Genomic DNA, 23,617 nt, shown 5'->3' with positions numbered 1-23,617 from the left:
GGCTTTGGCTCAAGAACGATTGCAACCTCAAAATGAAGCAGAAAGAAAAGCTGCAGGAATTGCTCAAAGACCAGAACCTCAAGACGGCGCAGGCCTACCAGTTCCGCCTGACCTTTCAGGACATCTTCACGATCAAGAATCGCCACCAGGGGGCTACCCTCTTGAAAGCCTGGTTGGAAAACGCCAGAACCAGCGATCTGCCGCCTATCGTCAGGGTCGCCTACACCATCATGAATCACTGGGATGGCGTGCTCCGATGGTTCGAGAGCCAGATCACCAATGGAATTCTGGAAGGTTTCAACAGCCTCATTCAATCCGCCAAGGCCAAGGCTCGGGGTTACCGCACGCACAAGAACTTTATCAACATGGCCTACCTGATCCTGGGCAAGCTGGATCTCAGGCTACCCACTTGAAATGACGAGGAACCAAAATTCAGATTTCTTTTATCCGCAATTAACGCTGCAATCCAGCGTTTCCTATGCCTACTCAGATCAAAACACGTTGAATCTCAATGGTTTTCTTGCCCTGGGCGCTATTTTTCTAGGAAATATAAATATTTCAAAAGTCAATTCAAATATTTATACGTTCACTGAATCAGCCTACTATCCTGTCTCCAATCGTTTGCAGTTGGTGCTGAACGTGCCGATTGTCTATCGTCAGAGTGTTTACCAGATTGGCGGTGCACAGGATGCGTCTAAAAGCTACAGCCAAGCGACGGTTTCCTCGGGTGGTCCCCGTCTTGGGGATATCAGTTTTGGTGGTTATTACCAGATTTTTAATGAAAGTAAAAACTGGCCCAGTTTGACAGCCAGTCTTCTGCTTACTGCACCTACTGGCATAAATCCCTATGGAATAAAGGTCTACCAACCTGACGCCGGCAACTCTAATCTCATCGTCCCTACTAATTTACCCACTGGTAATGGCGTTTGGACCTTGAACCCGGGGCTCTCTTTTGTGGCCACCTCGGATCCGGCGATTTTTTTTGGAAGTGTCAGTTATTATTATAATTTCAATAAAAATTTTCCTGATATCAGTACGGCAATGGATCAGATTCAGCCCGGGGAAGTCGCATTGGGAAATGCATTTCAATACAGTTTGGGAGTGGCTTTTGCCTTGAATGATCGACTGAGTCTGAGTACTTCTTTTGCCGACCGTATTCAGTCTGACACGCAAATCAGGACTCCAGGTGGCCCATGGACGACACTGGTTGGAAGTGGAGCTAATGTTGCCATTGCCAATGTTGGAATGACTTATGCCTTTAACTCGAAATCTTCAGTGATTATGAATCTTGGTGCGGGAATGACAAGCAGTGCGCCGAGTTTTCAGCTTACGGCCACTATCCCTTATAATTTCTGATGTGATTTAATAGTGGAAAAACAGGGGGATAACTTAGATTAAGTTATCCCCCTTTTTTAAATTCACTAAAAATATTTTATGGCGCAGCAGTTAATCCACGCATACTGCCCAAAATTGACTGTAACTGCGCAATGTTCTGGGTATTTACTTTGTTTTGATTGACACCCAAGGTCAGCTTCATCTGATTTTGTATGATGTTTAAATTGGTGCCCACCTGAGCTATTTGGAATAATCCATTGGGTCCTATGCCTTGACGAACAGATGCTCCTCCATTATTGATTGCCATGGATAACTGTCCATTATTTTGTACAGTCATGGTAGTCGAATTGTTTATATTGTTTACTCCTTCCGTTAGGGCTGTTCCAGAGATGGGAGTGTCCGGTGTGCCTTTAACTACATTCAATGACATTCCGTTCTGAATGGAATTGCTATTCCCCGCAATTTGAATAGCTTGGGTAACTCCCCTGGTGTTATTAATTCCGCTACCATCAACTTGGTTATTGGTGCTTCGGGTGGCTTGCGGCAGGTTACCATTTACAGAATAGGTAATAGTGGGTAAGAAAATATTCCCAGAACTGTTTAGTGCGACATTCATGGTGCTGCGCATGGGTGTTTGGCTATTTTCAGAGGTCCAGTTAGTTTGCATTTCCACGCCAAAATAAACGATGGAGCCACCAATGACGCCGCGTCCCACAATTTTTGACAAGGCTTGATCGGAAACCGGTTTGAAACTGATTGGTAGCACCTGTGTTAAGGGGAGTGCCAACGCTGCTGGACTGAGGAGCAGCGACGAGGCAGCCATACAACAACCCGCCACTACAGCCGTTTTATGTAGTAGATATTCGTTCATGATGTGCCTCTCTCAAGTATATTTATGATTAAAAGTAATTTGCCTGATCAAAACCAAAGTGTGCCGGCGATACTTTTGTGTTGGGTAAAATGCCATGCAGCAGTTTAAGTGCGCTGGGTGGTTCTGGCGGGCTGAGAAGCACCGAGTGTGGTTCAAAGCCTTTCCCGAATACTGCAAAAACAATCTTGTTCCAGTCTTTAAGAAATTGTTCTTTAGGCATGATACGATTCCCAAGGGCAGGATCGGCCAGATAGACGTGTTCTGCTCCCGTTTTCTCAAGAACAACAAAGTGCTTGTAGCCGCCAAGATCCAATAACACTATGACCGGAATATGAATCTTTTCGAGCTCTGCGGGAGTGACAATGTATCCCTCGCCCTTTAGCCCGATTTTGTCTACATACTTTTTAAGATCCAGCATGGAAAATCCGACTTTTTTAACTTCTGCTGGATCGCTCACGGTGAACAGGCCTTTTATGACCTCTTCTTCGTCAACATTCTGGCCGAATGCGTATTTGAGGATGGTTGCCAATGAAGCGGCTCCACAGGAAAAGTCTGTGTGTTGCCGAACGACATGAATAAAATGCATGCCTATCATGTTCGTGACAGGTAGACGAATGACGCCTGCTCCAGGAATTATCCCGCCAAAGGCTGCTGCCTTGACATCACTGCTTTGGGTAAGAGCAAACACCCCTGCCATGATCAGGCTGGACAAGACAAAAGGACGTATTACTTTGGATTTATACATGATGGCAGCCTCCTGATGAATTTTGTAAAACTGCCACCCCATAGGGGTGGCGAAGTTTCATCTGGTGCTTACTGAGCGCTGGCAATTGCCATGGTATTGGACTGCTGGTTGCCGTTGCCTGCGGTGACGTTCAGACCGATGTTACCGGAAGCATTCTGCAAGGCATTGCCGCTGACGCTGCTGGTATAGGTCGAGGCCACGGTACCACCAAGATTGGTATAGGCCATCTGACTGACTGGCGCACAAGCCGTTGCCATGGCGTGGGTAGAAGCAACTGAAACCAGTGCCAGCCCATTCTGCTGCTGGTTCTGAACTCCGGTGGCCACGTTGATGCCGATATTGCCGACGGCATTCTCTGCTGCATTGCCATTGATGAAGCTGGAATCGGTGGTTTTGGTATCAGAGGCAATGTTGCTGACCGAAAGCTGCTGGGCAGCAGCTATGGCGGTGCCCCAAGAATGACTCTTCCCTTTGCTGACGTAGCTCAGAGCGGTAGAGTTACCCTGTTGATTGTTGGCACCCGAAGCCAGATTCACGCCGATGTTGCCAGTGGCACCTTGCAGGGCATTGCTGCCGATTCCGGCGGCATTGTTCTGGTAGGACAGATACCAGGCCAAAGGCCCAAAAATTACAGGGATGCCCTGTGAACTGAGGACTCCACCCATGGACTGGCTGGTACCTGCAGTGGCGGTGGCACCATAGCTCTTGCTGCCAGTGGCAATGGCCAGGGAGTTGCTCTGCTGATTGCTGATACCGGCAGCCTGATTGAGACCAATGTTGCCGGCAGCATTGCTTAGTACATTCCCATAAACACCGGTTTCATTGCTGCCACCGACCATGTGGCCATAGTTCAGGGTGCTGAGGTTGGCCTCACTACCCATGTTCTGGCTGGTGTTGGTGGCCGAGTCAACCATGCCAGCTTTTTTGGCAGCGCTGGCTATGGAGGTGCTGTTCTGCTGCTGGTTGAAACTGCCCGAGGCCATGTTTACACCGATGTTGCCAGCGGCTCCCTGCAGAGCGTGTGCAGTCAGGTCGACAGCGTTGGCACCACCCACCACCTGTATCGCAAGGTTTTGCCCCTGGCTCTGCGCGGTGTAGGTGGAAGCGTCAGACTTCGTCGTTTTCTTGCTCACGGAAGCCAGCGCCATGGAGTTGCTCTGCTGGTTGCTAATGCCCGCAGCCTGGTTGACACCGATGTTGCCTGCAGTGTTGCTTAACGCACTTCCGCCGATTTGGGTGTTGTTGGCATTTCCCTGGCTACCAAAGTTATAGACGCTGGCACTCAAATTCTGACCAAGATTCTGGCTGGTGCTGGTCGTTGCGGTGGAGCTCACGGCCTTCTTGGCAGAGGACACGGCCAGATTATTCTGCTGCTGGTTGAAAATGCCGGAGGCCATATTGGCACCAATGTTGCCGGAGGCACCGGAGAGCGCATGGTCGGTCATGTTGACATTGTTGCTACCATTAACCATCTGGATGGCAAGATTACGGCCCTGACCCTGGGTGGCAGAAACAGCGGCAGTTGATGCGGCATGGATCTTACCGTTGGCGGCCAGAGAGCCAGCGTTGGACTGCTGGTTCTGGTTACCGGTGGCGATATTGACGCCAACGTTGCCAACACTGCCCGCACCGGCATTGCCCAGCATGTTGGCATGGTTGGTGGAGTTCATAACAGAAATCTGGGTATTGCTACTGCTCTGCTGGCCGTTGTTGACACTGGCACCTGCAGCGAACGCCATGGGCGCGGCCACGAGGGCGGCGATGGCAATGGCAACTGGACTTAACTTGATAGAGGTTTTCATACTATTCTCCTTGAGTGGGTGTTATACACATAACAACGATGTTGATACTGCCTAGTGAATCACCCCGGGGGCTATCCCGAGGGCGAAACTGTTTGCTGAGGTGTTGCCTGATCCTGATACCTGATTGATCTGAGCAATGCCTTCAGCTCCTTTAAAAGCTGTGGGACTGATGACCACACTATTCAAACTGTTGGGTGTTGACGATGGGTCTTTTGTGGCTGAATCAGTATTTGTAACGCTTTGCGACAAAATGTTATTTGATACAGGTCTGATAGCACCAATAACCATTTGGACGCTGTTGGCTTGAGCATTACCTGCTCCTGCAACTTCATTAATAGCCATAACACCTGTACCGTTCACAAACGCATTCCCTTCAATAACGCTGCTCGAATGATTTACGGGTGCTGTCTGAGTGGCTGCTGTAGCGCTCACGGAAAATCCGGCAAAAATCAAGGTCAACCCTACAAGAAATTCTGACTTCATTGCTCTCGGCTCCCTTTATCTGAAAAATTGTTAGCGATTTGTGGACATGCTGATGCTTTGCAGATTGTTCCCGCCGCTCCATTCAATGGAGGTTTTACCGCCGCCAGAGCGCGTCTGCAGTTCATCCCAAAGAACTACTCCATTGGTGTTCCGTCCTATCGTAGGCAGGCTAACCGGAATACCTTTGCCCGAGACTCTCGCCAACTGTTGATTGGATACCTTGCTGTCTATTTCAAATTGATGGGTTGCTTTGCTCGCTCCAACAAACGATTTATTTAAATTCGTTTGTTGAGGAAACAGGGTTGCTTCTTTCTGAATTTGCTTGCTGGATACGAGGGTATCTGCTTGCGCTAATCCAACATAAGGCACAAAACATATCAAGCCAAGAGCTAATATTGACCATTTATAATTAACGGTGATCTTATGAAGCGTGTTCATTTTCTTGGCACCAAGAAGCTGATTGTACGCTCTTCATAAGCAGTTATCGTGCCACTTGTTAAACTCTATATATAACAACACGTTAAATTTTATTTGAGCGGGAGACTCTTTTGCGCATATCAATTGTGTGTAACAGATTGATGACCACGCTTACATGAAAAACTCAGCTATGGTGGTAAATTTACAAGTAAAACAATCATGAATGGATTTTTGTAGAACTGTAATTTTTTTGATACGGCTGATTCTGTTGCTGCTGTGTTTGGTGATTTCAAATGCGGTACTTAATGTGGAACAGGTTTTTTACGCAAAAAAAAACCGGCCCCCCAATCAGGGGGCCGGTTTTCTGATGCTACAGACTGCGGGTGAAGAGGCTTAAAAGCCGCCCATACCACCCATGCCGCCCATACCACCCATATCACCACCCATATCGCCGCCTGCCTTGTCATCCTTCTTGGGCAGTTCGGTGACCATGGCTTCCGTGGTGATCATCAGGCCGGCAATGCTGGAGGCCTTCTGCAACGCGGTGCGGGTAACCTTGGTCGGGTCAATGACGCCCATTTCGAACATGTCACCATATTCGTCGGTGGCAGCGTTGTAACCATAACCAGCCTTACCGTCTACCACCTTGTTCAGAATGACGCTGCCTTCACCGCCGGCATTGGCCACAATCTGACGCAAAGGTTCTTCAATGGCGCGGCGGATGATGGCCACACCCATGTCCTGGTCGTGGTTGGCAGTTTTGAAGCCTTCCAGCGCATGACGGGCACGGACCAGGGCCACACCACCTCCGGGGACGATGCCTTCTTCGACGGCCGCACGGGTAGCATGCAGGGCGTCTTCGACACGGGCCTTCTTTTCCTTCATTTCCATTTCGGAACCGGCACCGACCTTGATGACAGCAACGCCGCCGGCCAGTTTGGCCACCCGTTCCTGGAGTTTTTCACGGTCGTAGTCGGAGCTGGCATCTTCCATCTGACGACGGATCTGCTCGACGCGGGCCTTGATTTCGCCCTGCTGACCGGCACCATCGATAATGGTGGTGTTTTCCTTGTCAATGACGATTTTCTTGGCCTGACCGAGGTCGGCAAGCGTGGTGCTTTCCAGTTTCATGCCGATTTCTTCGGAGACCACGCGGCCGCCGGTGAGAATGGCCATGTCTTCGAGCATCGCCTTGCGACGGTCACCAAAGCCAGGGGCTTTGACAGCAGCAACCTTGATGATGCCCCGCATGGTGTTGACGACCAGGGTAGCCAGGGCTTCGCCTTCCACGTCTTCAGCAATGATCAGCAGCGGACGGCTGGCCTTGGCAACCTGCTCCAGGACCGGCAGCATGTCACGAATGGAAGAGATTTTCTTGTCGTGCAGGAGGATGTAGGGATTCTCCAGATCGGCAACCATCTTGTCCTGGTTGTTGACGAAGTAGGGGGACAGGTAGCCGCGATCAAACTGCATCCCTTCCACGACGTCCAGTTCGTTGTCGAGGCCAGAGCCTTCTTCGACCGTGATGACGCCTTCGTTACCGACTTTTTCCATGGCTTCGGCAATGATTTTGCCGATGGAGTCATCAGAGTTGGCAGAAATGGTGCCGACCTGGGCCACTTCCTTCTGGGTTTTGCAGGGCTTGGACTGCTTTTTCAGCTCTTCGACAATAACGGCGACAGACTTGTCGATGCCGCGCTTCAGATCCATGGGGTTCATTCCGGCGATCACGGCCTTGAGGCCTTCGCGGATGATGGCCTGGGCCAGAACCGTGGCAGTGGTGGTGCCGTCACCGGCTTCATCGGAAGCCTGGGAGGCGACTTCTTTCACCATCTGTGCGCCCATGTTTTCGAACTTGTCGGCCAGTTCGATTTCCTTGGCGACGGAGACGCCGTCCTTGGTGATGGTGGGGGCACCGAATGACTTGTCGAGCACCACATTACGACCCTTCGGGCCCAGGGTGACCTTGACGGCATCGGCAAGTACGTTGACGCCGCGCAGCATTTTTTCGCGGGCGTGTTCAGCAAAGGCAACTTGTTTGGCTGGCATAAATACTCCTCAAAATAAATGAATAAGGGTTGATATATTCAGCAACACTTACTTTTCGATGACCGCCATGATGTCGTCTTCACGCATCACCAGCAGCTCTTCGCCTTCCACCTTGATTTCGGTGCCGGCATATTTGGCAAACAGGACGTGGTCCCCTGTTTTTACATCAAGGGCACGGACTTTGCCGTCTTCCAGAATTTTGCCGTGACCAGCGGCGACGATTTCGCCACGCACGGGTTTTTCCTTTGCCGTATCGGGAATGATGATTCCGCCGGCGGTCTTCTGCTCTTCTTCCAGGCGACGAATAACGACGCGATCATGTAAAGGACGCAGTTTCATTGAGCATTTCCTCGTTTTTACAAGTGAATGGATGTCTTCATCCTGGGTGTTGTTAGCAGTCACACCCATCGAGTGCTAATCATAGGCGCTGAGATTCCGCTGTCAAGGGGGCATTGCGTAATTCTTGAGGCGCGTTGGTCGGTGATCGCAGAGAGCTATGCGCAGTGTTTGGGAATATCGTACTCTCAAACCCTAAATCTAAAAGGTGGGGAGCTATCATGTTATTTGTAAATAGTAAATTTATTTTAATTCCTGTTGAAGATCGCTGCATTCAGAGTCATAGGCAAGTGATACCCTTTTGCTTGCAAAAAAACCGAAGTTCTTTTTTTCATCATCCTGTATCTACTGGAATTTTTGGTTTTTTACTTTACTGCTTGGCGGGTCTGTTGCCAGTAGCTGCAAGCGATTGGGAGTTTATGAAGCAGAAATCCTATCTGCAGGCACTTTGTCAAAAAAATGCAAAGGTGCCGATTCCTCCTGCAGATCGTCTCGGGATGAATCATGTAAGTGGAGGCAATAGTTGTGATTCTGGTGCGTATTATTATGGGTATGGAGGCTCGCGGGATTTTGTAACGTCCCGTCTCTGTGCGTACCGGGAGTACCAGGACATCAAGTCATCCTGGGGTGAAATCATGGGATCGGCAGTTTTAAGCATGATTTATGCGAATGGTCTCGGAGTCCCGCGCAATATGCCGCTGGCGATACGCTTCGCTTGTGAGGCTGGGGGTGCGCCAGCAGAAACTGTCGGTCGGGTTCTCCATCTGGAGGCGATGCGCCAGCAGACTGCTGCCAGAAAAACTCTAAAACCATTTGATTTTTGCAATGATATTACCAGTGGTGTAATGGGAGGAGCCTGTGAAATGATCGCGAGTGATCTGGCGGCGGAAAAACGCGACAAGGCGTTAGTTAAGATCACCGCAAATTTTAATGCACAACAAAGCAATGCTTATAAAATATTACGGAGCAAGAGCAAAAGATTTTACGAAAGCTCCGCTGAAAACGAGCAGGATATGTCAGGGACTGCGCATGCTTCTTTCTACCTCAGCACGTTGGAATCGTTGGATGAGGAGTTTTTGGTCAATATGCGTTGGTTAGTCAGCCAAAAACTACCGCTAACCACTGTGAATTCGGCACTTCAGACCGATAAAAAACTCAATAAAGTTTGGCGAAAACTCCTCAAGGAAGGTACAGATCCAAAAAACTCTCCTGGCCTTGCCGGGGAAGTGACCATCGACAACGTGCGGGCCAGTCAGCGTCTTTGGGTAACATATCGCGATGCCTGGATTCGGTTTGCGACATTGCTGCGTCCTGATCTGCCTCGTGAAGCCGTTTTTGCACGGATTACGCAGCAAAGAATCGAAAGCCTTCAGCAAGTTTCTATTGGCGAATAGTCCGATCATCTGGTGCCCTTTAGGCAAGCGGCGCCCAGAGCCCGGAAAGGCTCTGCAGCAATACCCGATCCGCACCCTGTAGGCGGTGATTGATGCCGGAGAGGGGGCGCACGGCGAGCTGTTCACAATGGGCGTGCGCTGCAAATTGATAGCTTTGCTGCAGGGGAACGGCTTCATCGTCAGTTCCGTGCAGGATTTCCACCGGACAATGCAGATGCACCGGGAAACGCAGTAAATCATAACGCCAGCTGTCAGCCACCAGGTCGAAGCGCATGCGCAATTCACCCAGCCCGTAATGATCCTGCCAGCAGCGCAGGTTGCTGGTTTGCCAGTTGTGTTGATCTTCTGGCGAAAGGGTTTGAAAGAGTGTCTGAATGAAGTTGTAGGCGGGTGCAATCAGTAGGAGGGCGCGCAGACGTTCTGGCCAGCGCGTCGCGGCAATGGTGGCCAGCCAGCCGCCCATGCTGGAGCCGACCAGAATGACGGGCCGGTTTTCCAGCATTTGCAGAATCAGGCGCAGGTCTTCCAGATAACGCGAGAGGGCCAGCTGTTCAAAAAGTCCATCAGAGCGGCCGACGCCACGAGGATCAAAGCGCACCCACGACCAACCCTGATTTTGTGCATATTTGGCCAGAAGTCGGGATTTGGAGCCATTCATGTTGGAAGCAAAGCCCGGTAGAAAAATGCCTACCGGATCTTGATGGGTTTCATGAATGAGTCCGGCAAGGCGCTCACCGTTGGCGTGAACGAGCGTAAAGGGGCGTTCGGCAGAAGGGATCATGGCTGTGGCTCCACATAAAAAAAGGGCGACACTATAGTCGCCCTAAAACCACAAAGGAGGAAAGAAACATGCGCTCGCAATCCAAACTTGCTGGTGCAGATCGCCTAGATATATTAGCAAAAGGTAACGCTTCTTGCAAATAACATCCCGACCGGTCGGAAAAAAGAAGGGCGAAATCCGAGGATTCGCCCTAAAACCACCAAAGGAGGAAGAAACATGCGCTCGCAACCTATCACAGCCGCTTGCATAAGATTGGAGCATGGACCATTCAAAAAGTTCCTGAGCAGCAAAATTTTCTTCAAGGCCGGTTGTGAGGTCTGCTCAGGAAGGCCATGGCCTGCTTGTTGCTAGTAACTGAGAAGGGTAGGCTGCAACACTTTCCCCTTTTAAGCCCCTACGGGAGGGGCATCCACAGGTTCGGGAGCAAAATCGGCATGGTTGTTCTGCAGGCACATAGGACCCTTTGGGCCAGGTTCATTATTTTATGTAGTGCAGTTCTGTTATTTGGACTGAGTGCCAGTTATGCCCATGCTGATCATTTTCTCAGTCCGGATCAGGCGTTCAGCTTTTCCGCGAAGTTGTCCAGTCCCGACCATCTGCAGTTGCGCTGGGATGTGGCACCCGGTTATCACCTCTATAGAGACCGCATTCAGGTATCGGTGCTGCCCACCAGCATTTTGTTGGGAAAGTACACGCTTCCCAAGGGGGTGATGCTGAATGACCCGGCTTTTGGAAAAATGCGGGTTCTGGAGGGCGAGAACACCGTAATCATTCCTTTCTCGGTCAAAGGCACCCCGCCGGGCGCTTTGACCGTCAAAGCCACTTATCAGGGCTGTGCCAACGCAGGGGTTTGTTATCCTGAACAAAGCAAGACAGTACAGCTGTCCTTGCAGGCCCCGGCTTCCGCAACGATACCGACCGCTTCGGTACCCAGTCCCCATTCCCGGTCTTCACCGGTAAAAAGTAGCAGTAATGCCGGAGTACTGGCTGGCGCTCTGCAGGACAGTTTCTGGCTGACTTTAGGACTGTTTTTTGTTGCCGGTCTGGGGCTGGCTTTTACGCCCTGTATATTTCCGATGATTCCCATTTTGTCAGCGCTGATTGTCGGTCAGGAAGCCAAACGGGGTACACAAAAATCCCGGGCTTTTACTTTGTCGCTGGCTTATGTACTGGGCATGGCGTTGACTTACACCATTGCGGGAGTGTTGGCAGCAATAACGGGTGCCTACCTGCAGGCTGTTTTCCAGAATCCCTGGATTCTGGGTGCATTCGCACTGATATTTGTGTTGCTGGCGCTTTCCATGTTCGGGTTTTATGAGTTGCAAATGCCCAGTGGAATGCAGACCCGGCTTTCCGGGATGGGGAAAGGCGGGCATCTGTTCAGTAGTTTTGTCATGGGAGCCTTGTCGGCGCTGATTGTCGGCCCTTGTGTGGCGGCACCCTTGGCAGGGGCCTTATTGTTTATTTCCCAGACAGGTAATGTATTTTTGGGCGGACTGTCGCTGTTTGTCCTGAGTCTGGGGATGGGCGTACCCCTCTTGGTTATTGGGACTTCGGCGGGGCGGCTGTTGCCGCGTGCCGGTGCCTGGATGGACGCAGTCAAGGCCATTTTTGGCGTGCTGATGTTGGGGGTGGCCATCTGGCTGTTTGCCCGGGTACTGCCAGGCGCAGTCAGTCTGGCGCTTTGGGCAGCACTGGCCGTTATTTCCTCTGTCTACCTGGGGGCTCTGGACGCTTTGGGGGCTGAAGCCGCAGGCTGGAGACGCTTCTGGAAGGGCGTTGGAATCCTCCTGCTTGCCTATGGTCTGGTGATGGGGGTGGGCGCGTTGAGCGGTGCCAGTGATCCGCTACAGCCGCTCTCAAGAGTCCTGGAGGCGGGAAAAGGTGCAGACCGCTCACAGCAGGCTGCGTTGCACTTTAACATAGTGAAAAGTCCCCAAGCCCTCGATGCTGCACTGAAGCAGGCTGATGATAAACCCGTCCTGGTGGATTATTGGGCCAGCTGGTGCGTGGAATGCGCACGCATGGACAAGGTGACCTTCGCGACGCCAGAGGTGGAAAATGCCCTGCACAATCGGGTGTTAATCCGCGTGGATGTGACCCGGGATGACGCCAATAGCCGGGCTTTGTTGAAACGTTACAATCTGGTTGGCCCACCGGCATTTATGGCCATTGGCGCAAATGGTCAGGTGCAGGCCCAGCAGGAGGGCTATTTAGGGCCCCGGGCCTTTATGCGCTGGTTGCCCAAATCCTGACGGGCAGCCATATCCAGACCTAGTGTCCTGCTGCCTTTTTCTGCGGCCCACCCTTCAATACGTAGAGCGTGCCGCAGTAGGGACACCGGGCTTCGCCCGTTTCTTCAATTTTGAGGAATACCCGGGGGTGACCGTTCCAGCGGCTCATCTCCGGCTGTGGGCAATAGAGCGGTAACTGTTGGGGTTCCACCTCGGTGAACCCCTTGTTGCAGCAGTGAATGGCGTTTTTCATGGTTCAGGCGACGTGATGCAACCATTCGGGATGATCATCCCGACGCCCAGCGACCGTATCAAAATAACGGCTTTGCAGCTGGCTGGTGATGGGTCCCCGACTGCCACTACCAATGACTCTTCCGTCAATTTCGCGAATCGGCGTGACTTCTGCGGCGGTACCTGTAAAGAAAGCCTCATCGGCAATATAAAATTCATCGCGGGTGAGTTGTTTTTCAACAATGGGAATGCCGGCATCCCGGGCAAAACGGAGAATCGTGTCGCGGGTTATGCCTTCCAGGGCGCTGGTCAGGGTTGGGGTATAGAGAATGCCATCGCGCACCATGAATACGTTCTCGCCGGAACCTTCGGCTACATAGCCTTCACGGTCCAGCAGCAAGGCTTCATCATATCCGCAGGACGAGGCTTCGCGCTGGGCCAGCATGGAGTTCATATAATTGCCGGTAGCCTTGGCTTTACACAGGTGGATGTTCACCTGATGACGATTGAAGGAACTGACCTTGACGCGGATGCCTTTTTCAAGCGCCTCCTGCCCCAGATAACTGCCCCAGCTCCAGGCAGCAATGAGGGCATGGACTTTCAGGCCTTTGGCAGATAAGCCCATGCCTTCGGCGCCATAGAACAGCAGTGGGCGAATGTAGGCAGACTCCAGCTGGTTTACGCGAATCACTTCCCTGGTGGCCGCATTGATTTCTGCTTCCGTGAATGGTACTTCCATCTGCAGGATTTTGGCGCTGTTGAACAGCCGTTTGGTATGCTCCGGCAAACGAAAAATGGCGGCTCCCTGGGGAGTGGCATAAGCACGCTCGCCCTCGAAACAACCCATGCCATAATGGAGGCTGTGGGTCAGTCCATGCACCGTAGCTTCTCTCCAGGGCACCATTTTGCCATCAAACCAGATAAAACCGTCACGATCCGCCATGGACATTTTTACTTCTCCTTAATCCGTATAACTGCCAATCCATTCCTGCCAGATGACTCGCACCTTTTCTGAGGCGTCCTGCAAAGCCCCCCAATGCGGGGTATCATCGGCATGAACATTGTTTTCCTGCAAGTTCAGCCAGCGTTCGTTTTCTACTTGCCGGTACAGTTTCCAGGCATGCAGCAAATCAGAGCCTTGTCGGGCATTCCAAACACCGGATTGCACCAAGGCCCTGATGGCTGCTGCGGTGCCGGTATTCTGACACAAATCCGGCTGCTCTGGGCAAGCGCCTAGCATAGCAAATTGTACAAGAAACTCGATATCTGTCAGTCCACCCGGGCTTAATTTCAGATGAAAAGCTTGTGGGGCTATGTTTTTATTGTCGAAAATACGTTTTCTCATACTCCACACGGCACTTTTCAAGGTCTCGGCGTCTCTTTCGGAACTCAAAATGGCATGACGCAATTGTTCGAAACGTACTCCTAACTGTGAGTCGCCGGCCACCCAGCGGGCGCGGGTCAGGGCCTGATGCTCCCATGTCCAGGCGGATTGGTGCTGGTAGCGACTGAAAGTTTCCATACTGCTGACCAGGGGGCCGGATTGGCCGCTGGGTCGCAGGCGCATGTCAATTTCATACAATATGCCGGCGCGGGTCAGCGTGCTGAGCAGGTGGATGAGCCTTTGTCCCAGGCGGGCATACCAGGTGGAGGCGGGAAGGGGCGCTGGACCGTCACTTTCTGCATCAGGTGGGGCGTCATATAAATAAATCAGATCCAGGTCTGAGGCGAAGCCCATTTCCTGACCACCCAGCTTGCCCAAAGCGATGACCGCAAAAGATGCTGTCTGTCCATCCTGAGCGCAGATCCGGCCATGGCGGCGTTCCATTTCCAGCCGGGCCCAATCCAGCGCCGTTTGCAGGGTAAGTTGTGCCAGATCGCTGAGCTGCCGCAGTAACGACTCAATAGGTAACTGCTGCGTCCAGAAGCTGGCCGCCAGGCGTACCAGTTCGGCATTTTTAAAGCGCCGCAGGGCATCCATGCGTTCTTCCTGGTCTTCCGCATACTGTAGTTGGGCGTGGAGAATTTCCGGCCATTGCCCGGGCTGATGGTTGTTGCTGAGGACATCATCGAGCAGCACGGGAAAGCGGGCGAGTTGCTGCGCTAACCAGGGACTGTGCAGCAGCGCGCTGCAATGCTGCAGATAGCGGGGGTTTTCGGCGAGGAGCGCGAGGTAATTGGCTTTGCTGAGTATGGCTTCCAGCAGGTTCAGAAAATGTTGCAGAAGCGCTTCGCTATCGGCTTCCTGTGCACAAATTTCCAGTATCTGCGGCAGCAAATTATCCAGACGCTGGCGTCCTTCAGTGGATAGCCGCAAAGAGACATCCCGACTATGGGCAAAGCGCCAGAGTCGTGACCAGCTTTCTGTCGGGTTTGGAAAATGCAGTTGCTGGAAAAGATCTTCAGGGAGCATGTCCAGAGTATGGTTTTGGGCATGCAGCCAGAGTTGTCGCCCCTGTTCCGGGGTATTGCTGGAAGGCGCAGTTTGCGGAGCCAGCGTTTGTAAAAAAATCTGATGCACTTGCTGACGCAAACAGTCCAGATCCATTCGAAAACTATCCACATCCTCATGGTGCATGGCGCAAGCCAGTCGCTGCCATTCGCTCTCATTGCGGGGAAGTTGCTGGGTTTGCTGGTCCTGGACCATTTGCAGGCAGTGCTCGGTATTACGAAAAAAACAGTAGGCCTTGCCCAATAACAGAAAAACGGATGTTGGCAGTAGATTCAGTTCGTAGAGAATATCCAGCGTGCTGAGCGTGTTGGTATTGCGTAGTTGGGGGGTACGCCCCCCATGGATGATCTGGAGTGATTGACAGATAAATTCGATTTCGCGAATCCCGCCTTGTCCTTTTTTAATGTCCTGACTGCTTTCGCCCTGCTCAGCATCCATCAGGGCCTTGACCTCACGGAGTCCCTGCAGAGCGGTAAAGTCCAGATAGCGGCGGTAAACAAAAGGCCTCAGCATTTCCAGCACTTTTGCACCAAAATCCAGGTTACCCGCTACGGGTCGGGCCTTGATGAAAGCGTAACGCTCCCAGCCCCGCCCATGGACCTGATAATAGTGCTCCATGGCGGCAGCACTGATGCAGAGGGGGCCGGCATCCCCGAAAGGACGCAGACGCATGTCTACGCGAAAGCAGAAACCTTCGGCGCCGGGTTGATCCAGCGCCTGAATCAGCCAGCGCCCCAAACGGCTGAAGTATTCACTGTTTTCCAGGGAACGGGGACCATTACTGCTGCCATTTTCGCCAAAGCAGAAAATGAGGTCGATATCCGAGGACAAATTCAGCTCTTTTCCACCGAGTTTGCCCATGCCGATGACCGCGAAAGCAACCGCCTCTCCGGCATCGTTCCCGGGACATCCATAGGATTGTTCCAATAATGCCTGGCCGTATGTGCAGGCCTGCTGTAGACAGATTTCGGCTAGCGCGCTGACAGCCGCTACGGTTTCCGGCATCTGCTCACCCGCCATGCGATCCCGCCAGATGATTTCAATCATCCGTGCATTCCGATAGCGCCGTAGTGCCGTATTGAAGGCTTCAGGGCTGAGATCCTTCAAGTCGGGAAGCGGGGTGATTTCTCCCTTGGCCAACCGGAGCAGATGCTGGGGATGACACTGCAGATATTGGCGCAGAAAGGGGCTGGCGCAGGCAACCTGCAAGCAATGCCGGAAAAAACCTGCACCATTATCCAGCAGCTTGTTGCGTTGGGTTTCCGAAAACGTTGCCCAGATGACCGTGACCATTTCTTCTATGGCTTCCCTGTCTACAGGCATTTGCCGGAGAATTTCGGTGATCTGGGTGGGTAAGCTCGTCCCGGTTTTCGGGGGCATGGATTTTGGGCTCTCATCCATCGGGTTTTCAGGCACAGGTCTCCGGGACATGGGGCTTTTCCTTGGCAGGGCATACATGTTCACAGTGTACCTGAAGATGATTATGATACGACCCATGTAATCCTCTTACATTTTCTTGTGCTATTCAGGAACTTCGCGTATTTCCTCAGTATTTTTAATGAGATCGACCGGGCATCATGGCTGATGCCCATGCTGGTGCCCCGCATCAGGCAGGACTGCGACAGTCTCTGCGCAGGTTGGCTGTTGGGTTCGCCCGGATTTCGGCAGTGCTGGTCGCGGCTGCACTGCTGCTGGTACTCGCCGCCTATCTGCTTTTTATCTACAGGCCGGAACTGCTCCGGGATTATCTGCGCAGCACCCTGGTAGAGCATTTCTCCGAACCCGTGCAACTGAGTGCCCTCCGGACCGGATGGAAGGGTGGACCCACTGTGCAATTTCAACATTTACTGATCGGGTCTGCTGCCCATCCGGATTTGTCTCTGAATGATGTGGACTTGCGGTTTTTTGTCTTGCCACTGTTCGCGGGCGACCTGCTGGTCAGAAAACTGGATGTGACCAGTGGTTCTGTAAAACTCCTCAAAAATGCCCGGGGGCATTGGCAGTTGGCCGGACTGAAATCGGGTCAATCCAACAGTCATTTTAATCTCAAGCTGGATCCAGCACGCCTGCAAATCCAACATTTTTTGATTGAATTGCCAGGCAATAATCATTCAACAGACTTGCATTTGCAGTGGCTCAGTACAGGCGGCTTACGACCGGACATGCAGGTTCACCTCGACTGGGCACAAGGCGGCAGTCTGGAGTACACGGGCGCGGCAGGAAATGGGCAATGGGCGCTACATGGCCTGCCCATGGCCTGGTTGCATGAACTGGATGGCCGGTTCCCTGCGCTGCAGGGGCTGCTGAGTGCAGAGGGCAGTCTGGTCTGGCAGGGTGGCTTGCCCAGCGCTTTGGACGGCCATTTTCAATGGAAACATCCGGGTTTTTCAGGGCGGAAATCGACCAGGGTGGAAGGGAATATCGGCTGGCAAGGGCTTGCCCACTCGGGGCAGCTTGTGATTTCACAAATCAGCGGGATCAGCGCGCAGCCCTTGTCCGCCCGCTTGCGTCTCCACTGGCAGGGGCGATTGCAGGGTGATTTCAGTGCCAAACGCTTGCCCGTTCAGCTGGTTATGGACATCGCCGGCCCTTTATTACCAGCGCACTGGCAAAACTGGCGCCAATCATCCTGGCACGGAAGTTTGCGGGACCTGCAGGTACATTTTGCAAAAATCCGGAACTCCCAAAAGCTGGGCTGGCAACTACAAACCCGGCTGGATGATCTGGATATTCCCGCTCTGGGCAAGGCCCCACGCCTGGACGGTTTGAGCGGCCATCTTGATTTTCAGCCGCAACAATTCAGCCTGCACTTGCAAAGCCGACAACTGAAGGTATTTTGGCCGCGTTATTTTGCCCATTCCTGGTTTTTACAAAAAGTTTCGGGAAATATTTCCGGTCGCTGGAATGCTCAGCACTGGTCTTTGCAGGCCGATCCATTATGTGTTCATGGTCCTGGAGATTTGCAGTTAACTGCCAGCATTGGTCCACAGCAATTGCATTTGCGAGCCCGACTGCAGCACCTGCCGGTACGCGACATCAACACTTTTCTGCCGAAGCAGGGAATTTCACCGGCATTGCAGCGCTGGCTTTCCAGGGCCTTTCTCAGTGGCACTCTGGACAAGGCAGATTTGCGTTGGCGAGGCCCCTGGCAGCATTTGCCCCAAAACCACAATCATGACCATCTGAATCTGCAGGCGCATTTTCACAATGTGCATTTGCATTACGCAGCACGCTGGCCCGATGCGGAGCATCTGGATGCCCGTTTGCTGTGGACTGGAAATGCATTGACCGTTCGCAGTCACGGGGATATTTCCGGTATTCCGGTGCGGGAGGCGCAGGTTTCTATTGGCAATCTGGATACGGCACTTGCATCGCCTCTGTATGCAGAAATCCATACGCCTCTGCCTATGGCAAAACTGCTGCCCTGTTTGCGTCAGACCCCGATTTTACGCCATGCGCAAACGCCGCCCCTGCAACTTTCCGGGGAAGGACAGTTGCATTTGGCCCTGAAGGTGCCATTTCATCATGAAAAAACCCAGGTACAGGGTGTGCTTGCTTTGCAAAAAGCCGGTATGAAAATGGGAAACTGGCGAGCTGAATCCATTTCGGGACCCATTCATTTTCAGCGTGATGCCATCAGTGCCAAAAACCTGCAGGGTCAGTTTGTGGGCGGCCCCGCACAAGTGAGTTTACAAGCCAAAGCACTTGACCAGCAGACTCATCTGCAGATGCAATTGCAGGGGTCGCTGCAGGCGGGGCAGTTACCGCTGCCGCAATCCTGGCAATCCAGACTGCATGGTGTGATTCCCTATCAGGTATCCGGAACCCTGGAAAATGGCAGGCTGCGCTTGTTGGGAGATGCCCGGTTACAGCGTAGTCGCAGTACCCTCCCGGCACCTTTTAACTGGAATTATGCGGATAAGTCCCGCGTCAACATTTCGGGACAGGGGTTTTGGCACCGTGCTTTTGATCTGACTGTTCACGCAGCTCAAGGCCAGGCCCGGCTGAGCTGGAAAAGCGAAGGCAGGCATTGGCAGTGGCGGGCTGCAGCGCTGCGTCTGGGTGCGGGCCCCCTTCCCAAAATGCCCGACTACGGCGTGAGGATAGACGGACAGGGTAAGGTTCTGCCTGTGGATGAATGGTTCGCTCTCTTGCCGGAAGGTGGCCCGGGAGGCAGCTTGCCAACCACTCGTTTTGACCTGCATTGGCAGCAAGTGCAACTGCTGGGGCAGGTTTGGCAGCATACCCGCATGCAGGGAGAGGCCCGTGGCCGTAACTGGCATTTGCACTGGCGCAGCCCTCAGTCTGCGGGCAAGCTCACTTATCAGGCGGCACGAGGTCCGGCACAAGCGGCCGCCATTCACCTGAATGTGCAGAAACTGCTACTCAGGCCTGCGCAGACCGAAGATCTGCAGTTTGCCCGGCTGGCTTCCGGGGTACCTTCTTCTCCTGCCTGGGCCACAGGTAGCTCACTGGACCTGGATGCCCAGATGGACCATCTGGATTGGCGTGGTCATCTTGCCCATGATGTGACCATGCAGGCGGAACGCTCGCCAAGAGGCTGGCAACTATCGGCTTTGAAAGGGGAGTGGCTCGGTAGTCACTGGGATCTCAGCGGGGCATGGCAGCCCCATGATGGTGGCAGGACTACATTGCAGGGAACCGTGCAGAGCCACAATATTGGCCCGGCTCTGGAAGCGCTGGGGATGAACAGTCTGGAATATGGGCAAGCCCGGTATACGGGAAAAATTTCCTGGCCGGGTGCGCCCTGGGACTGGAATGTGCAGCATCTTCAGGGGACGATCGAGTCCACTGTCAAAAATGGTCGCCTTAAAAAAATGGGGACGGATGTTTCCTGGCTGGTTTATGTGAATCCAACGACCCTGCTGAAAGATCTGCTCACTCTGGATTACCGCCCATTATTTGGAGAGGGTTTGTTTTTTCACGTGCTTTCGGCAAGGTTCATGCTCGGGAAGGGTTTGGCGCGCAGTCAGGATATTCGCCTGAATTCCAGTGCGCTGGCCATGCATGGAGCAGGGACTCTGGATATGGTTCGCCAGGAAATGAATCTGAATTTGCAGGTTTATCCCTTGCAGAGTTTTGATTGGCTTCTGGGACATTTTCCGCTTCTGGGCCCGTCACTGTTTGGGAATTCGGGTAAGGTGCTAAAATTGGATTACCGTGCGCAGGGCACTTGGGAACACCCCATGGTTACTCGCATATCGTCATCGTCAGCAAAGGATAAATAACGCATGGACGCTCAGCTTGCCGTGATTCAGATGGTTTCTTCGGATATCCCTTCAGAAAATCTTGAGCAAGCCGCAGGGCTGATCCGGGAGGCCGCCGGTGAGGGGGCGAACCTGATCCTGCTGCCCGAGAATTTTGCCTTTATGGGGCGCCATGAAACGGACAAGCTCGCGCTGATGGAACCCGATGGTGAGGGTGTTATTCAGTCCTGGCTGGCGGATCAGGCGCGTCAGCAGGGCTGCTGGCTGGTGGGCGGCAGCATCCCCATCGCAGCGTCCGACGGACGCTGCTTTGCGGCTTGTCTGGTTTATGATAATGAAGGCCAGCGCCGCGCCCGCTATGACAAAATTCATCTTTTTGATGTGGATCTGGCTGGTGGGGAAACGTATCGTGAATCCCGCAGTATTGCTCCGGGAAAGCAGCCAGTCCGGGTGGAAACCCCTTGGGGTCAACTGGGGCTCTCCATTTGTTATGATTTGCGTTTTCCGGAGTTGTACCGTCATTACGCCGGTGCCGAACTGCTGGTGGTGCCAAGCGCTTTCACCCGACAAACGGGTGCCGCCCACTGGGAAAGTTTGCTGCGCGCCAGAGCCATCGAAAATCAGGCGTACGTGCTGGCTGCCGATCAGGGCGGTCTGCATCAGAATGGTCGCCAGACTTTTGGCGGCAGCATGATTATTGACCCTTGGGGGCAGGTCCTGGCCCGCATGGAACAGGGACCGGGATGGGTGATGGCTGGAATGGACAGGGATTACCTGCAAAGTTGCCGAAAGCAACTGCCCGCTCTGCAACATCGGCAACTGGACTGAGGGTTTCCTACCAGGCGATATAGGCGTAACCCTTTTGCTGCAGGGTAATGAGATCCACCGCGCCGCTAAACACGGGCACCGCCTGCGGAATAAGGTCTGCCTTGTCGATGTGGATGGTTTTCATGGTCTGTTCACAGGCGTTGAAAACCACGCCATACATGTGCAGGCTTTCTACCTGTTCCATAATGAATTTTTCATAATGTTGATGATTTTTCGGGGCTTTGACCAGCAACCAGAGGCCGGGTCCGAAGCAGTCGATGACAATGTCAGCATCGCTGTTGAAATGTCCGAGGACGACGGCCGCACTATGCAGGATGTCCAGAATATAAGCCGGATCGGACTTGTTGAGTTGAAACACTACCTTGTTTTTGCTTGGTCCCATCATGCCCTGGGCGTTGCCCTGATTGCTGAGGGCCAGGGCACCGACTCCAGCAACAGCAGCAATACCTCCGATGAACTGACGACGGGAATGGTTTTTGGATTGGGTCATGCTATTCTCCTGAGCTTTATAGATAAGACTTCCCCTGAAGCTTAGCAATAATTAAGCCGGGGCCGGCGTGAAAACCGGAGGAGCGTTGAGATGTTGAAGGTTTTTATGGGTGGGGAGAGTGCATGAAGCAGTTTAACGGAGCATTTTTTCGCGACTTGTGGCGTATCAGTAAGCCCTATTGGTGGCATTCAGAAGAGCGCTGGAGTGCACGGGGTGTTTTCGCGCTGATCATTATTCTCAATCTGTTTATGGTGTTTATTTCCTACCGCATTACCCAGTGGTATGCCGTTTTCTGGAATGCCTTGCAGCGTTTTGCTGTCAATGCCGCCTGGCATCAGATGCTGATTTTTCTGGTGCTGGCGACAGCCTACATCATAGCCGCCGTATCCCAGACTTTTTTTACCCAGATGCTGGAAATACGCTGGCGACGTTGGCTGACCCGCCATTATCTCGACAACTGGTTGTCCAAAAGCACATTTTACCATATGCAGGTGCTCGGCGATGGGACAGACAACCCCGACCAGCGTATCAGCGAAGATCTGGCCAGTTTTACCAGTCAGACCCTGAACATCATCATTGGTCTGCTGAGTTCCATAACGACTCTGGCGGCCTTTGTGTTCATGCTTTGGGAGTTGTCGGCCATGATTACCATCCCCTGGAATGGGGCTTTATACACCATTCCCGGTTATCTGGTTTGGGCTGCCCTGATATATGCCGTATTTGGAACCATTCTGACGGCGCTTATTGGCCGCCCGCTGATCAAGCTCAATTTTAATCAGGAACGCTATCAGGCGGATTTCCGTTTCAGCATGATGCGCCTGCGGGAAAACAGCGAGAGCGTGGCTTTATATGGGGGCGAAAACGAAGAACGCCACCATTTTCTCCGGCGTTTTGCCGAAGTGTATGCGAATTACTGGCGGATCATCTGGCGATCCATGCGTCTGAATTGGTGGGTATCAGGCTATGGTCAGGCAGCCATTATTTTTCCGATTATTGTCAGCATGCCTGCCTATTTTGTGAATAAAGCCATTGGTATCGGCGGGCTGCAGCAAATCGCCTCCGCTTTTTCCCAGGTGCAGGGCGCGCTTTCCTTTATTGTCAGCAGTTACAGCAGTCTGGCCAACTGGCATGCGGTCGTCGATCGTTTGCGCTTTTTTGAACAATCCATGGATGAGGTGCGGGTTATCCGTGAAACTCACTATCAGATTGAGCGGAAAAACGCGCCCTGCCTGCAGGTCAAGGATCTCAATGTGCGCTTGCCCGATGGCCGGGAACTGGTGCATGACCTGAATCTCGACGTCCGTCGTCGTGAGCGACTGTTGATCATGGGGCCATCCGGTGGCGGGAAAAGTACGCTGATCCGCAGTCTGGCGGGTATCTGGCCTTTTGGTGATGGAGAAATCGGCCTACCCGAAGGGGAGCGTCCTTTATTTCTTCCCCAAAAACCTTACTTACCTCTGGGTACTCTTCGGGATGTTCTGGTGTATCCCTTTGGAGCCAATGTGGATGATCAGCGACTGCAGCAGATTTTGCGCAGGGTTGATATGAATAGTCTTGCCGACAAGCTGGATGACTCCCGGCTCTGGTCGCATGTGTTATCCTTGGGAGAACAGCAGCGTCTGGCTTTCGCGCGGGTGCTGGTGCAAAAACCGCAGTGGTTATTTCTGGATGAGGCGAGTTCGGCTCTGGATGAACCCGCCGAAAATCGACTATATCAATTGCTGGTCGAAGCCCTTCCGGAAAGCGCAATCATCAGTGTCGGTCATCGCTCCAGTTTGCTGCAGCACCACCAGCATTGCCTGCGCCTGCAGGGTAATGGTGCCTGGGTGCTGGAAGTCGTACAGCAGCAAGGCCCAGCAGGAGATCTGACTCCGGCCCCCGCTTGAGCGCTACGTGAAGGAAATTTTCGGTCGATCAATACGGCATCGACCATCGCCACAT

The 23,617-nt window shown here is 52.8% G+C and carries 19 protein-coding genes; 7 read left to right on the top strand and 12 right to left on the bottom strand.

All coding sequences use genetic code 11. The features are described 5' to 3' along the window. Both H7F11_RS09825 and H7F11_RS09820 read left to right on the top strand, forming a co-directional pair. On the top strand, positions 1 to 413 hold a 413-nt coding region (locus tag H7F11_RS09825; protein WP_193658123.1), incomplete at its 5' end, for a transposase. A 1-nt stretch (position 414) separates the two neighbouring features. Further along, complete coding sequence (locus H7F11_RS09820) at positions 415 to 1,356, top strand: transporter (RefSeq protein WP_227485397.1); 942 nt, start codon at positions 415 to 417, stop codon at positions 1,354 to 1,356. A 76-nt stretch (positions 1,357 to 1,432) separates the two neighbouring features. Here H7F11_RS09820 and H7F11_RS09815 read toward each other — a convergent pair whose 3' ends face one another. From H7F11_RS09815 to groES, 7 genes are all read right to left on the bottom strand, one after another. Continuing rightward, positions 1,433 to 2,206, bottom strand: a complete 774-nt coding sequence (locus H7F11_RS09815) for a hypothetical protein (protein WP_193650999.1) — start codon at positions 2,204 to 2,206, stop codon at positions 1,433 to 1,435. Positions 2,207 to 2,234: 28 nt separating this feature from the next. Then, positions 2,235 to 2,951 (bottom strand): C39 family peptidase, encoded by a 717-nt coding sequence (locus H7F11_RS09810; protein ID WP_227485396.1) that lies wholly within the window; start codon positions 2,949 to 2,951, stop codon positions 2,235 to 2,237. 68 nt (positions 2,952 to 3,019) lie between these two features. Continuing rightward, the gene (locus H7F11_RS09805) at positions 3,020 to 4,753 is read right to left on the bottom strand and encodes a hypothetical protein (protein WP_193651000.1); all 1,734 of its coding nucleotides are present in this window, start codon (positions 4,751 to 4,753) and stop codon (positions 3,020 to 3,022) included. A 51-nt stretch (positions 4,754 to 4,804) separates the two neighbouring features. Continuing rightward, a complete protein-coding gene (locus H7F11_RS09800) occupies positions 4,805 to 5,236 on the bottom strand; it encodes a hypothetical protein (protein ID WP_193651001.1) in 432 nt (143 codons plus the stop codon). Between the two features lie 30 nt (positions 5,237 to 5,266). Then, positions 5,267 to 5,674, bottom strand: coding sequence for a hypothetical protein (locus H7F11_RS09795; protein WP_193651002.1), 408 nt, complete (start codon positions 5,672 to 5,674; stop codon positions 5,267 to 5,269). A gap of 372 nt (positions 5,675 to 6,046) precedes the next feature. After that, on the bottom strand, positions 6,047 to 7,702 hold the full coding sequence (groL, locus tag H7F11_RS09790) for a chaperonin GroEL (RefSeq protein ID WP_193651003.1): 1,656 nt from the start codon (positions 7,700 to 7,702) through the stop codon (positions 6,047 to 6,049). Positions 7,703 to 7,750: 48 nt separating this feature from the next. Beyond that, positions 7,751 to 8,041, bottom strand: a complete 291-nt coding sequence (groES, locus tag H7F11_RS09785) for a co-chaperone GroES (protein WP_193651004.1) — start codon at positions 8,039 to 8,041, stop codon at positions 7,751 to 7,753. Between the two features lie 218 nt (positions 8,042 to 8,259). On the opposite strand from groES, the gene H7F11_RS09780 reads away from it, so the two are divergent. Then, on the top strand, positions 8,260 to 9,432 hold the full coding sequence (locus H7F11_RS09780) for a lysozyme inhibitor LprI family protein (protein WP_193651005.1): 1,173 nt from the start codon (positions 8,260 to 8,262) through the stop codon (positions 9,430 to 9,432). 19 nt (positions 9,433 to 9,451) lie between these two features. On the opposite strand, the gene H7F11_RS09775 is transcribed toward H7F11_RS09780, so the two are convergent. After that, positions 9,452 to 10,213, bottom strand: a complete 762-nt coding sequence (locus H7F11_RS09775) for an alpha/beta hydrolase (RefSeq protein WP_193651006.1) — start codon at positions 10,211 to 10,213, stop codon at positions 9,452 to 9,454. 434 nt (positions 10,214 to 10,647) lie between these two features. Here H7F11_RS09775 and dsbD point away from each other — a divergent pair, with 434 nt between their 5' ends. Next, the gene (dsbD, locus tag H7F11_RS09770; protein ID WP_193651007.1) at positions 10,648 to 12,468 is read left to right on the top strand and encodes a protein-disulfide reductase DsbD; all 1,821 of its coding nucleotides are present in this window, start codon (positions 10,648 to 10,650) and stop codon (positions 12,466 to 12,468) included. Between the two features lie 19 nt (positions 12,469 to 12,487). Here the strand turns inward: dsbD and H7F11_RS09765 are convergent, their stop codons facing one another. The 3 genes from H7F11_RS09765 to glnE are packed head-to-tail and all read right to left on the bottom strand — an operon-like array spanning position 12,488 to position 16,561. Beyond that, positions 12,488 to 12,658 carry a zinc-finger domain-containing protein gene (locus H7F11_RS09765; protein WP_413773194.1) on the bottom strand — a complete coding sequence of 57 codons (171 nt, stop codon included), beginning with the start codon at positions 12,656 to 12,658 and terminating at the stop codon, positions 12,488 to 12,490. A 45-nt stretch (positions 12,659 to 12,703) separates the two neighbouring features. Beyond that, positions 12,704 to 13,627, bottom strand: a complete 924-nt coding sequence (locus H7F11_RS09760; RefSeq protein ID WP_193651009.1) for a branched-chain amino acid transaminase — start codon at positions 13,625 to 13,627, stop codon at positions 12,704 to 12,706. A 12-nt stretch (positions 13,628 to 13,639) separates the two neighbouring features. Beyond that, positions 13,640 to 16,561, bottom strand: coding sequence for a bifunctional [glutamate--ammonia ligase]-adenylyl-L-tyrosine phosphorylase/[glutamate--ammonia-ligase] adenylyltransferase (glnE, locus tag H7F11_RS09755; RefSeq protein WP_193651010.1), 2,922 nt, complete (start codon positions 16,559 to 16,561; stop codon positions 13,640 to 13,642). A gap of 146 nt (positions 16,562 to 16,707) precedes the next feature. Between glnE and H7F11_RS09750 the strand changes: the two genes are divergently transcribed. Continuing rightward, entirely contained in the window at positions 16,708 to 20,379 is a 3,672-nt protein-coding gene (locus H7F11_RS09750) for a YhdP family protein (RefSeq protein WP_193651011.1), read from the top strand. A 3-nt stretch (positions 20,380 to 20,382) separates the two neighbouring features. Continuing rightward, complete coding sequence (locus H7F11_RS09745) at positions 20,383 to 21,186, top strand: carbon-nitrogen hydrolase family protein (RefSeq protein ID WP_193651012.1); 804 nt, start codon at positions 20,383 to 20,385, stop codon at positions 21,184 to 21,186. A 7-nt stretch (positions 21,187 to 21,193) separates the two neighbouring features. On the opposite strand, the gene H7F11_RS09740 is transcribed toward H7F11_RS09745, so the two are convergent. Then, entirely contained in the window at positions 21,194 to 21,676 is a 483-nt protein-coding gene (locus tag H7F11_RS09740; RefSeq protein ID WP_193651013.1) for a DsrE family protein, read from the bottom strand. A 122-nt stretch (positions 21,677 to 21,798) separates the two neighbouring features. Between H7F11_RS09740 and H7F11_RS09735 the strand changes: the two genes are divergently transcribed. Beyond that, positions 21,799 to 23,562 (top strand): ABC transporter ATP-binding protein/permease, encoded by a 1,764-nt coding sequence (locus tag H7F11_RS09735; RefSeq protein WP_193651014.1) that lies wholly within the window; start codon positions 21,799 to 21,801, stop codon positions 23,560 to 23,562. The last annotated feature ends 55 nt before the right edge of the window (positions 23,563 to 23,617 follow it).

Origin of the sequence: Acidithiobacillus sp. HP-2 (assembly GCF_015100155.1) — a bacterium.
Classification (GTDB): domain Bacteria; phylum Pseudomonadota; class Gammaproteobacteria; order Acidithiobacillales; family Acidithiobacillaceae; genus Acidithiobacillus.
This window is presented reverse-complemented; position numbering and strand designations above follow the sequence as displayed.